This window comes from Streptomyces cahuitamycinicus, from assembly GCF_002891435.1.
Lineage (GTDB): Bacteria > Actinomycetota > Actinomycetes > Streptomycetales > Streptomycetaceae > Streptomyces > Streptomyces cahuitamycinicus.
The window spans coordinates 15,560-27,644 of record NZ_POUC01000018.1; the positions used below are offsets into that span (position 1 = coordinate 15,560).

Below are 12,085 nucleotides of genomic sequence, written 5' to 3' on the forward strand. Positions count from 1 at the left end.
CGCGCGCTCAGTCCTTGTGGACGGTCCCGTCGGGGTCGAGGCCCCTGAACGACAGCAGCACGATCAGGATGCCGCCGCACACGATCGCCGAGTCGGCCAGGTTGAAGACGGCGAAGTGCTTGGGCGCGATGAAGTCCACGACCGCGCCCTCGAAGACGCCCGGCGCCCGGAAGATCCGGTCGGTGAGGTTGCCCAGCGCACCGCCGAGCAGCAGACCGAGCGCGATCGCCCAGGGCAGGCTGTAGAGCTTGCGGGCGAGACGGGCGATCACCACGATCACCGCCGCCGCGATCATGGTGAAGATCACGGTGAAGGCCTCACCGAAGCCGAAGGCCGCGCCCGCGTTGCGGATCGCCTCGAACCTCAGCCAGTCGCCGACGATCTCGATGGGCGGGTGGTGCTCCAGCTTGGCCACCACGATCATCTTGCTGATCAGGTCGAGGGCGTACGCGAACGAGGCGACGGCGAACAGCACCGCGATCCGGCGCCGGCCCCGGGGCTGCCCGGCACCGGACTCGCCGGGCGGGGTGCCTTCGGAGTCGGGCCGCTCCTTGCCGCCCCCGGCCGCGTCCGGTGTGTCCGGCGTACCGATGATGCGCTCCGCCTCTGCCACGTGAGTCCCTCAACCTAGGTGCCTGACTGAGGACGAGGGTACGGCACACCCCGTACGTCCCACGTGCTCAGGAGACATTCCGCGGCCGGTCAGTACCGGCGCTCCTGCTTCTGCTTGCACTCCACGCAGAGCGTGGCCCGGGGGAAGGCCTGCATGCGTGCCTTGCCGATGGCGTTTCCGCAGTTCTCGCACAGGCCGTAGGTGCCCGCGTGCAGGCGTTCCAGGGCACGCTCGGTCTGGAGGAGCATCTCCCGCGCGTTGGCGGCGAGGGCCAGCTCGTGCTCGCGGGTGATGTTCTTGGTGCCGGTGTCCGCCTGGTCGTCGCCGGCGCCGTCCCCGGAGTCCCGCATCAGACCGGCGAGCGACCGCTCCGACGAGGAGATCTCCTCGCGCAGCCGGATCTCCTCGGACGTCAGCTCGGACCGCGCTTCCTCGACCTCCTCCGCCGTCCAGGGGTCCTCGCCCGGGCGTACCGCGAGCTCACCGGGCTCCGCCGCGGCGATCCGTGCCTTCGGAACGGCGGTCTTCGCCGCCGTGGCCGTGCCAGGAGTCTTCTTCGCAACCACCGTCGTCGCTCCCGTCTGCTGGGCGGCCTCGGCCGCACCCGCTTTCTTGGCCGTGCTGCTCGCGGCCGTGTCCTGTGTGACCGCGCCGGTCCGGGCAGCGCCCTTCCCGGCGGCGGTCCTGGTGGTGCTCTTGCCTCCGGCGGCCTTCTTGGCCGGGGCCTTCTTCGCGGCGGGCTTCTCGGGGGCGGCCTTCTTGACGCCCACCGCTTTGTCGCCCGTCGCGCCCGTCGCCTTACCGACGGCGCTCTTCCCGGCGCGGGCGGTCTTCCCGGCGTCGGTCTTCCCGGTGGTGGCTTTCCCGGCCGAGGCGATCTTCGCGGCTGTCGCCTTCCCGGCCGAGGCGGTCTTTCCGGCTGCGGCCTTCCCGGCCGAGGCGGTCTTCCCGGCCGCCGCCTTCCCGGCCGAGGCGGTCTTCCCGGCTGCCGCCCTCTTCCCTGCCTCCTTCTCGGCCGGTGCTCTCTCCGCCGGTGCCTCGGCCGACTCCATCTCCGCCGATGCCCCGTCCGCCGGCACCTTGGCCCGCGCCGTCTTGGCCGGTGCCTTCACCGCCGATGCCTTGGCCGACGCCCGGGGGCGTGGTGTCTTGGCCGGTGCCTCGGCCGGTACCTCGTCCGCCGACGCCTTGGCCTGTGCCTTCCCTGCCGCCGGCTCGGCCGCGGGCTCCTCGCTCGCGGCCCCCTTGGCCGCGGCCTTCCCGGTCGCCGTCTTCTTCTCGGCCGCCGTCGTGCCCTCGACCGTCTTGCCCCGGTCCTCCTTCGCCGCCCGCCTCGCCGAGCCCCCCTGCGTGGACTTCTTCCCGCCCACGTCCTTGGCCGCGCCGCCTGAGGCCTCCGCGGATCTGCCGGACGCCGGCTGCTGTACGGCGGTCTTCTTCGCCACCATGGCCGCGGCCCCTTCACATATTGTGATCTTGCTCGCGAATCGTGCTGGGACGATAAATCGACTCGAGTCCCGCGGCAACGGGGCACACCGCCCGATTCGCCCGCCTCGCGCACGCCGCGGCGAACCTGCATCCGTTGTGCCCAGCTCCCCGCCCGGTAATCCGCTGAGCCGGACGTCCCAGGATCCGAACACCTATACCACCCCATTAAGGTCATCAAACCCATTTCGCACTCCCCGGCACCCGGCGGCCCGGAAAACCGGTCGGCCGCCGCCCGCGCGGCGCCGTACACTGGTCGGAGCGAAAAAGCGTGGATGGGGACGAGTAGCGGCGTACGCAGCCCAGAGCGACCCGGGGACGGTGGAAGCCCGGGGGCCGGCGCGACGTGAAGATCACCCCGGAGCCGCCGGAAGAACGCCGCAGCGAGAATGCGGCCAGTAGACCCGGCATCGCGACCCCAATGAGGGGGCCAACCGGCGCACACCCCGTGCCGGAGGGCCAAGGAGGGTGGTACCGCGGGAGCGCGCCGAAGGCGGCGCAGGCAGACGTAGCTCTCGTCCCTCCGGACGGAAGGCAGCAAGTCCGCCGGAGGAAGCCCGCTGATGACATCGCCGACGTACCGCCAGGTGCCCGCCCAGGTCGACCTGCCCGCCCTCGAGCACGCCGTGCTCGACTTCTGGCGTGAGCAGAAGATCTTCGCCAAGAGCCTGGAGCAGTCCGAGGGCCGCCCCGAATGGGTGTTCTACGAGGGCCCGCCCACCGCCAACGGCATGCCGGGTGCCCACCACATCGAAGCACGCGTCTTCAAGGACGTCTTCCCCCGCTTCCGCACCATGCGCGGCTACCACGTGGCCCGTAAGGCCGGCTGGGACTGCCACGGCCTCCCGGTGGAGCTCGCCGTCGAGAAGGAGCTCGGCTTCTCCGGCAAGCAGGACATCGAGGCGTACGGCATCGCGGAGTTCAACGAGAAGTGCCGCGAGTCGGTGACCCGGCACACGGACGCCTTCGAAGAGCTCACGACCCGCATGGGCTACTGGACCGACCTTCAGGACCCGTACCGCACGATGGACCCCGAGTACATCGAGTCGGTCTGGTGGTCGCTGAAGGAGATCTTCGACAAGGGCCTGCTCGTCCAGGACCACCGTGTCGCCCCCTGGTGCCCCCGCTGTGGGACGGGCCTGTCCGACCACGAGCTGGCGCAGGGCTACGAGACGGTCGTCGACCCGTCGGTGTTCGTCCGCTTCCCCCTCACCTCCGGCCCGCTGGCCGGCGAGGCCGCGCTCCTGGTGTGGACGACCACGCCCTGGACCCTGGTCTCCAACACGGCGGTCGCCGCGCATCCCGAGGTCACCTATGTCGTCGCGACCGACGGCGAGGAGAAGCTCGTGGTCGCCGAGCCGCTCGTCGCCAAGGCCCTCGGCGAGGGCTGGGAGACCACCGGTGAGACCTTCACGGGCGCCGAGATGGAGCGCTGGACGTACCAGCGCCCCTTCGAGCTGGTGGAGTTCCCGGAGCCGGCGCACTTCGTCGTCAACGCCGAGTACGTCACCACCGAGGACGGCACGGGTCTGGTCCACCAGTCCCCCGCCTTCGGTGAGGACGACCTCAAGGTCTGCCGCGCCTACGGCCTGCCGGTCGTGAACCCCGTCCGCCCGGACGGCACCTTCGAGGAGGACGTCCCGCTGGTCGGCGGCGTCTTCTTCAAGAAGGCCGACGAAAAGCTCACCGAGGACCTCCAGCAGCGCGGCCGGCTCTTCAAGCACATCCCGTACGAGCACAGCTACCCGCACTGCTGGCGCTGCCACACCGCGCTGCTCTACTACGCGCAGCCCTCCTGGTACATCCGCACCACCGAGGTCAAGGACCGCCTCCTCGCGGAGAACGAGGGCACCAACTGGTTCCCGGACACGGTCAAGAACGGCCGGTACGGCGACTGGCTGAACAACAACATCGACTGGGCCCTGTCCCGCAACCGCTACTGGGGCACCCCGCTGCCCATCTGGCGCTGCGAGGACGACCACCTCACCTGCGCGGGATCCCTCGCGGAGCTGACCGAGCTGACCGGCACGGACCAGTCGGGCCTGGACCCGCACCGCCCGTTCATCGACGACGTCACCTTCGCCTGCCCGCAGGGCGGCTGCGGAAAGACGGCCACGCGCGTCCCGGAGGTGATCGACGCCTGGTACGACTCGGGTTCGATGCCGTTCGCGCAGTGGGGCTACCCGTACAAGAACAAAGAGCTGTTCGAGGCCCGCTACCCGGCGCAGTTCATCTGCGAGGCCATCGACCAGACCCGCGGCTGGTTCTACACGCTGATGGCGGTCGGCACGCTCGTCTTCGACAAGTCGTCCTACGAGAACGTCGTCTGCCTCGGCCACATCCTCGCCGAGGACGGCCGCAAGATGTCCAAGCACCTGGGCAACACCCTGGACCCGATCCCGCTCATGGACCGCCACGGCGCCGACGCGGTGCGCTGGTTCATGGCGGCCGGCGGCTCCCCGTGGGCGGCCCGGCGCGTGGGCCACGGCACCATCCAGGAGGTCGTCCGCAAGACACTCCTGACGTACTGGAACACGGTCGCCTTCCAGGCCCTGTACGCCCGAACGTCGAACTGGGCCCCGTCCGAGGCCGACCCGGCCCCGGCCGACCGCCCGGTCCTGGACCGCTGGCTGCTGTCCGAACTGCACGCCCTCACCGACCAGGCCACCCAGGCGCTGGACGCCTACGACACCCAGCGCGCCGGCAAGCTGCTGTCCGCGTTCGTCGACGACCTGTCGAACTGGTACGTGCGCCGCTCGCGTCGCCGCTTCTGGCAGGGCGACAAGGCGGCGCTGCGCACGCTGCACGAGGTCGTCGAGACGGTCACGCAGCTGATGTCCCCGCTGACGCCGTTCATCACCGAGCGGGTCTGGCAGGACCTGATCGTCCCGGTCACCCCGGGCGCTCCGGAGTCGGTCCACCTGTCCACCTGGCCGGAGGCGGACCTCACCGCCATCGACCCGGAGCTGTCGAAGCAGATGGTGCTGGTGCGCCGGCTCGTGGAGCTGGGCCGTGCCACGCGCGCGGAGTCGGGCGTCAAGACGCGCCAGCCGCTGTCCCGCGCGCTGATCGCGGCGACGGGCTTCGAGACGCTGGACTCCGAACTGCGCGCGCAGATCACGGAGGAGCTGAACGTCGAGTCCCTGGCGACCCTGAGCGAGGTCGGCGGCAGCCTGGTCGACACCACCGCGAAGGCCAACTTCCGCGCCCTGGGCAAGCGGTTCGGCAAGCGCGTCCAGGACGTGGCCAAGGCCGTCGCGAACGCGGACGCCGCCGCCCTGTCGCTTGCCCTGCGCGAGGGCACGGCGTCGGTCGAGGTCGACGGTGAGACCATCACGCTGGCACCCGACGAGGTCATCATCACGGAGACCCCCCGTGAAGGCTGGTCGGTGGCCTCCGACTCGGGCGCGACGGTCGCACTGGACCTGGAGATCACCGAGGAGCTCCGCCGTGCGGGACTGGCCCGTGACGCGATCCGCCTGATCCAGGAGGCCCGCAAGAACAGCGGCCTCGACGTGGCCGACCGCATCGCACTGCGCTGGACGGCCACGGACCAGGCGACGGTGGCGGCCCTGACCGACCACGCAGGCCTGATCGCCGACGAGGTTCTGGCAACCGACTTCGGTCAGGGCGAGGCGGACGCCGGCTACGGCGACCCGTTCACGGACGAGGGCCTCACCCTCACGTTCCGCCTGCGCAAGGCGTAGCCCACAGGCCGAAGGCCCGGTCCCGCCAAAGATCTCGGCGGGACCGGGCCTTCGGCGTTGCGTACGCACGAACATGGCTACGCGGACACGAACGCGCGTGGCAAAAGGGCGGGCCCCGGGTTCACACCCGGGGCCCGCCCTGAACGCTGCCGACGTCTATGCCGTACTACTGGCCATCAGGCCGTCAGTTGTCATCCTCGTCGATCAGGAAGCCCCGCATGGGCGAGGGCGCCTGGCCCATCGGCGACGGGCCCTGCGGGCGTACCGGCGCCATCGGCTGGGTCATCGCCGGCGACATCTGCTGCTGACCGCCGTAGGACGGAGCAGCCGGTGCGGGACCGCCGCCCATCGTCGGGTTGCCGCCGCCGTAGGACGGTGCGCTCGCGCCGGCCGGAGCCATGGAGGGCGCCGAGGACGGCGGGAGGGACGCGGTCGCCGGAGTGCGCGGCGGGGCCAGCGAGTCGTCGGCCTGGGTCTCCAGCTGACGCAGCTGCGACTCCAGGTACGACTTCAGGCGCGTGCGGTACTCGCGCTCGAAGCCGCGCAGGTCCTCGACCTTGCGCTCCAGCGTGGCGCGGGCGGACTCCAGGGAGCCCATCGCGACGCGGTGCTTCTCCTGCGCGTCCCGCTCCAGGGCGTCGGCCTTGGCACGGGCGTCACGCTCCAGACCCTCGGCACGCGAACGCGCCTCGCCGACGATCTTGTTGGCCTCGGAACGAGCCTCGGCGATCGCCTGGTCGGCGGTCTGCTGGGCCAGCGAGAGGACACGGGCGGCGCTGTCGCCACCGGGGCCTCCCTGACCGGGGCCGCCCATCGGACCGCCCATCGGGCCGGGGCCGCCCATGGGGCCGCCCATCTGCTGCTGCATCGGGGGCTGGCCCATCGGACCCGGACCCTGGCCCATCGGGCCGGGACCCTGGGGTCCACCCTGACCGCCGGGACCGGCGGGCAGCTGCGGGGCACCGCTCGGCAGCTGGGGCGGACCACCCATGGGGCCACCCATCTGCTGCTGCGGCGGGCCCGATATGCCGGCGGGGACAGGACCACCCGGACCGCGCATACCCTGCTGCTGCTGTTGCTGTTGCTGCTGGTGTTGCTGCTGGTGTTGCTGCTGCTGATCCTGCTGCGGCTCCGGAGGCTTGCGCATGTTCTGCTGGTTCTGCGCAGCAGCGCGAGTGGCCGCGGCCAGTTTGGCGCGCAGGTCCTCGTTCTCACGGAGCAGGCGGGTCAGTTCGGCTTCGACCTCATCGAGGAAGGCATCGACCTCGTCCTCGTCATAGCCTTCTCGGAGGCGGACGGTCGTGAACTGCTTGTTCCGCACGTCCTCGGGGGTCAACGGCATCTCTTCACCTCAACGTAGTCGTCGGCATTCGGCAAGACCGCATCTCTCACATCGTTCACATCGCGTTCCGCACAAGCGTGATCAGGATGTAGACGATGATCATCAGCACGAAGAAGGACAGGTCGAGCGCCACGCCCCCGAGACGCAGCGGCGGAATGACCCGCCGCAGAAGCTTGAGCGGTGGATCAGTGACAGTGTAGGTGGCCTCCAGAACGACCACCATCGCCTTGCCGGGTTGCCATGAGCGGGCGAACTGGAAGACATAGTCCATGACCAACCGGAAGATGAGCACGATGAGGAAGCACATCAGCGCGATGTAGACGACATCCAGAACCACGCTCATGACCTCTTGCTTCCCTCTCCCCTGTGCCCTGCTCGGTACTGCTGTTTCCGGTGGTGCGTCTCAGCTCTGGTTGAAGAACCCGCCCTCTGCGATGCGGGCCTTGTCCTCCGCTGTGACATCGACGTTAGCAGGCGACAACAGGAACACCTTCTGCGTCACCCGCTCGATGCTGCCGTGAAGACCAAACACCAGACCGGCCGCAAAGTCGACAAGTCGCTTTGCATCTGTGTCATCCATCTCAGTCAGATTCATGATCACCGGGGTGCCTTCACGGAAGTGTTCCCCGATGGTACGGGCCTCGTTGTAGGTCCGTGGGTGAAGCGTGGTGATCCGGTACGGCTCTCGTTCCGACACGACCTTGGGCATGATCACCGGTGCGTTCTTCTCCAGACTTGCGCGTTCTTGTGTGATGGATGCCACGGGCGCGATGCGCGCCGGACGGCTGGATTCCGCGGGGAGCGAAGCGGAGCGGGCGGCCGGTTCGCGGGGCGCGGGCGGCTGTACGACTCGTACCTCTTCGTCCCTTTGGGGCTGATGTGAGACGTGCGGCTGGTGGGACGGCTCGTGCCGTCGGTGGTCCCGCTCGGGCTCCGGGTCCAGCTCGGGTTCGAAGTCGTCGTCGGGGTCGAATCCGCGGCCGTCGTACCCATCGTCCTCCACGAGGCCGAGGTAGACCGCCATCTTGCGCATCGCGCCGGCCATGCTCTGAGTCCTCCGCTCTGTGGTGGATCGGCTGACGACTGCCAAGTGCCCGCGATCCACGTGGTCCTTGAATCCGCCTATCGGCGGCAATGACCATATTTTCTGCTGTGGTCCGACTTCTTGGCGACGTTACCCGAGCCTGGGGCGGACTCCGAGTACCGCACTGCCGACGCGCACATGTGTCGCTCCGGCCGACACGGCCTGTTCGAGGTCCGTACTCATCCCTGCCGAGACCATGGTGGCAGCCTGATGACTCCGGCGCAGGTCGGTCGACAAAACCATCAGCCGCTCGAAGGCCGCTTGTTCGCGTCCCGCGTACTCGCCCGTGAGCGGCGCCACGGTCATCAGTCCGTCGAGCCGGAGCCCCGGGGCCCCGGCCACGAGATCGGCCAACTCCCCGATTCCGCCGGGCCCGATCCCGCCCCGCTCGCCCCGGCCGCTCTCGTCGGCGTCGAGTGCGACCTGGAGGAGACATCCCAGTTCACGCCCGGCCCGGACCGCCTCCTTCGACAGGGCGGAGACGAGCCTGGAACGGTCGACGGACTGCACGAAATCCGCGTAACCGACCACCGATCGCACCTTGTTGGTCTGGAGTTGCCCCACGAAGTGCCATGTGAGGGGCAGATCCGAGCAGGCCTCGGCCTTCGGGGCCGCGTCCTGGTCACGGTTCTCTGCGACGTGCCGCACGCCGAGTTCGGCGAGGATCCGCACATCGCTCGCGGGATAGGTCTTGGTGACCACGATGAGGGTCACCTCGTCGCGCGCACGCCCCGCTGCGGCGCACGCGTCGGCGATGCGCCGTTCCACTTTCGCCAGGTTCGCGGCGAGTTCGTCCCTACGGTCCGTCATGTCCTGTCAGTCCAGCCACACATAACCCGCGAGCCGACCGGTGGTGCGGTCGCGGCGGTACGAGAAGTGATCGCGCGACTCCAGCGTGCACACCGGCGACTGCTCCCGGTCGCGCACCCCGAGCCGATCCAGCTGGGCGTGCACTCCGGCAGTCACGTCGACCGCCGGTGTACCCCAACTCGTCTCGGCGTACGCCGCCGGCTCGACGGCGGACACCTCGGCGCGCATCGCCTCGGGCACTTCGTAACACCGGCCGCAGACGGTGGGCCCGGTGCGGGCCACGATCCGGGAGGGCTCGGCACCCAGGTCCGTCATCGCGCGCAGCACGGCCGGGACCACTCCGGCGATCATGCCGGGCCGGCCCGCGTGTGCCGCGGCGGCGACACCGGCGACCGGGTCGGCCAGCAGCACCGGCACGCAGTCGGCGGTGAGTACGGCGAGGGCGAGCCCCCGGCGCGTGGTGACGACCGCGTCGACCGACGGGACCGGGGCCGAGGATCCCCACGGCCCGTCCACCACCGCGACGTCGGCCCCGTGCACCTGGTTCATCCAGACCACCCCCTTCGGCTCGATGCCGAGGGACTTGGCGGCCAGGTCCCGGTTGGTGCGTACGGCGTCGGGGTCGTCACCGACCGCTCCGCCGAGGTTGAGCTCCTCATACGGAGCGGCGCTCACCCCGCCCCACCGGTCGGTGAAGCCGAAGTGCGCGCCGCTCGCGCTTTCGCGCTGTCCTATCACGACTGAAGGATCACTTGAGGAAGTCCGGTACGTCCAGTTCCTCGGCCGCGCTGTCCGAGTAGGTCCGCGGCGCCGGCGTGACCGGCGGGGCGACCGGGATGTCCTTGACCGGCTCCGGAGCGGGCTCCGGGTCCTCCTTCGGGGTCACGCTGCCGAGCGATCCGAAGGACGGGCGGCTCTCGGTCTGCCGCGCCGGGACCGGCTCCTCGCGCTTGGCCGAGGAGGAGCCGAGGACGTTGTCCCGCTTGGCGGGCGGCTGGCCACCGTCGAAGCCGGCCGCGATCACGGTGACCCGCACCTCGTCGCCGAGGGCGTCGTCGATCACCGCGCCGAAGATGATGTTGGCCTCGGGGTGGGCGGCCTCGCTCACCAGCTGGGCGGCCTCGTTGATCTCGAACAGGCCGAGGTCGGAGCCACCGGAGATGGAGAGCAGTACGCCACGGGCGCCGTCGATGGACGCCTCCAGCAGCGGCGAGGAGATCGCCATCTCGGCCGCGGCCACCGCGCGGTCGTCGCCGCGTGCCGAGCCGATACCCATCAGGGCCGAGCCGGCCTCGGACATGACCGACTTGACGTCGGCGAAGTCGAGGTTGATGAGGCCCGGGGTCGTGATGAGGTCGGTGATGCCCTGGACACCGGAGAGCAGGACCTGGTCGGCCGACTTGAAGGCGTCCAGCACCGAGACCTGGCGGTCCGAGATGGACAGCAGCCGGTCGTTCGGGATGACGATGAGGGTGTCGACCTCTTCGCGGAGTTCGGCGATGCCGTCCTCGGCCTGGTTCGCGCGGCGCCGTCCCTCGAAGGTGAACGGGCGCGTGACCACGCCGATGGTGAGGGCACCGAGCGAGCGTGCGATGTTGGCCACGACGGGCGCGCCGCCGGTTCCGGTGCCGCCGCCTTCACCGGCTGTCACGAAGACCATGTCGGCCCCCTTGAGGACCTCCTCGATCTCCTCGCGGTGGTCCTCGGCGGCCTTGCGGCCCACGGCCGGGTTGGCTCCGGCGCCGAGTCCGCGGGTGAGTTCACGGCCGACGTCCAGCTTGACGTCGGCGTCGCTCATCAACAGAGCTTGCGCGTCGGTGTTGATGGCGATGAACTCGACGCCCTTGAGACCGACCTCGATCATCCGGTTGATGGCATTGACACCACCGCCGCCGACACCGATGACTTTGATGACTGCGAGGTAGTTCTGCGGTGCTGCCACGTCGAAGGCCTCTCGCCTCGAGTTACGTGTCGCCGAATCAACGTGACGCCCTGCGCCCCGCGACCCGACGACTGATGCCGAATGGGACGGTCCGTATCGCCGACCCGAACCCTAACCCTGAAGTTTAGGGTTACCAGTGTGTCTGTTCCTTGGAGTCTTCTGAACAGGACACTAAGTCGACAAGTGGCGCACGTTCAACGAACACGCCGAACCTCCCGTTTTTCTTTTCACCCTATGTGATCAGCCGTAGCACTGCCCAACCAGGGTGCTGGCCTGCGCTGATGTGCGTCAACTCCCTGATGACGCCGGGGCGGTGGGCACACTCACGTCGAAGTACCCCGCATCGGGCGTTGCTTTCAACAAGGCGGTGAGGGTACGGGCCTTCGCGGTGCCCTTCTCGCTGCTCCCCCAGACGACCGTGCGGCCGTCTCTCAACTCCAGCGAGATGTCGTCGTAGGAACGGACCTTGACGGTCCGTGTCTCGCGCGCGACGGCGGCCGGAACGGCGCGGGCGACACCGACCGCCTCGCGCACCAGCCGGGACTCCCCGAAGCGGCGCAGACTGGCGGCGGCCGAGCCAGAGCGGGAGAGCGTCAATTCCAGTGCCGGGACGCCTTTCGGGGCTTCAGAAACCGTGGCGAAGCGGACACCTTCATCGTCCACTTCGACGAACTTTTCACCCTGGTGGACAATCAGAACCGGAGTCCGCTCCACCACTTTCAGATCGATTCCATGAGGCCAGGAACGGACCACGTCAACCGCGTCAATTCGGGGCAATTTCCGGCGCAGTCGTGTCTCGATCGCACCGGTGTCGACGGAAATCAGCGGCTTCCCGAGCGGAACCGCTGCGGCGGATTCGACCTGATCGGAAGTCAGAACCCGGGTGCCCGACACGGAGACCTCCTCGGCGCGCAGCCAGTCGGAGCCGTAGAAGAGCCAGGCCGTCGGGATGCCGAGGAAGACCAGGGCGAGGCCCAGGAGGACGATCGCGCGGAGCCTGGCCCGCCTCGACCGCAGGCGGGGCGGCGGGCCGGACGACTCCTGCTGACGTTCACCGCGCTCGGCGGTGGTCGATCCGGCCACGCTCCCTGCCTTCCGTCAT

General features: G+C 69.5%; 10 protein-coding genes. 1 reads left to right on the plus strand and 9 read right to left on the minus strand.

Going from position 1 to position 12,085, the window contains the following annotated elements:
* Positions 1-7: 7 nt before the first annotated feature.
* Both lspA and C1J00_RS04615 read right to left on the minus strand, forming a co-directional pair.
* Positions 8-613, minus strand: coding sequence for a signal peptidase II (gene lspA, locus C1J00_RS04610; protein ID WP_102907741.1), 606 nt, complete (start codon positions 611-613; stop codon positions 8-10).
* A gap of 89 nt (positions 614-702) precedes the next feature.
* Positions 703-2,061 carry a TraR/DksA family transcriptional regulator gene (locus C1J00_RS04615; protein ID WP_245936197.1) on the minus strand — a complete coding sequence of 453 codons (1,359 nt, stop codon included), beginning with the start codon at positions 2,059-2,061 and terminating at the stop codon, positions 703-705.
* 600 nt (positions 2,062-2,661) lie between these two features.
* Between C1J00_RS04615 and ileS the strand changes: the two genes are divergently transcribed.
* Complete coding sequence (ileS, locus tag C1J00_RS04625; protein ID WP_102907742.1) at positions 2,662-5,805, plus strand: isoleucine--tRNA ligase; 3,144 nt, start codon at positions 2,662-2,664, stop codon at positions 5,803-5,805.
* 184 nt (positions 5,806-5,989) lie between these two features.
* Here ileS and C1J00_RS04630 read toward each other — a convergent pair whose 3' ends face one another.
* The 7 genes from C1J00_RS04630 to C1J00_RS04665 all read right to left on the minus strand — a co-directional run bounded on the left by C1J00_RS04630 (position 5,990) and on the right by C1J00_RS04665 (position 12,066).
* Positions 5,990-7,147 (minus strand): DivIVA domain-containing protein, encoded by a 1,158-nt coding sequence (locus C1J00_RS04630; RefSeq protein WP_102907743.1) that lies wholly within the window; start codon positions 7,145-7,147, stop codon positions 5,990-5,992.
* Positions 7,148-7,202: 55 nt separating this feature from the next.
* Positions 7,203-7,490 carry a YggT family protein gene (locus C1J00_RS04635; RefSeq protein ID WP_062926337.1) on the minus strand — a complete coding sequence of 96 codons (288 nt, stop codon included), beginning with the start codon at positions 7,488-7,490 and terminating at the stop codon, positions 7,203-7,205.
* Between the two features lie 60 nt (positions 7,491-7,550).
* Positions 7,551-8,192, minus strand: a complete 642-nt coding sequence (locus C1J00_RS04640; protein ID WP_102907744.1) for a cell division protein SepF — start codon at positions 8,190-8,192, stop codon at positions 7,551-7,553.
* Positions 8,193-8,321: 129 nt separating this feature from the next.
* A complete protein-coding gene (locus C1J00_RS04645; RefSeq protein ID WP_102907745.1) occupies positions 8,322-9,041 on the minus strand; it encodes a YggS family pyridoxal phosphate-dependent enzyme in 720 nt (239 codons plus the stop codon).
* A 6-nt stretch (positions 9,042-9,047) separates the two neighbouring features.
* Complete coding sequence (gene pgeF, locus C1J00_RS04650; RefSeq protein ID WP_102907746.1) at positions 9,048-9,779, minus strand: peptidoglycan editing factor PgeF; 732 nt, start codon at positions 9,777-9,779, stop codon at positions 9,048-9,050.
* A 10-nt stretch (positions 9,780-9,789) separates the two neighbouring features.
* Positions 9,790-10,983 (minus strand): cell division protein FtsZ, encoded by a 1,194-nt coding sequence (gene ftsZ, locus C1J00_RS04655; RefSeq protein WP_102907747.1) that lies wholly within the window; start codon positions 10,981-10,983, stop codon positions 9,790-9,792.
* A gap of 288 nt (positions 10,984-11,271) precedes the next feature.
* Positions 11,272-12,066: a cell division protein FtsQ/DivIB gene (locus tag C1J00_RS04665; RefSeq protein ID WP_102907749.1), complete on the minus strand. Its 795-nt coding sequence runs from the start codon at positions 12,064-12,066 to the stop codon at positions 11,272-11,274.
* Between the last annotated feature and the right edge of the window lie 19 nt (positions 12,067-12,085).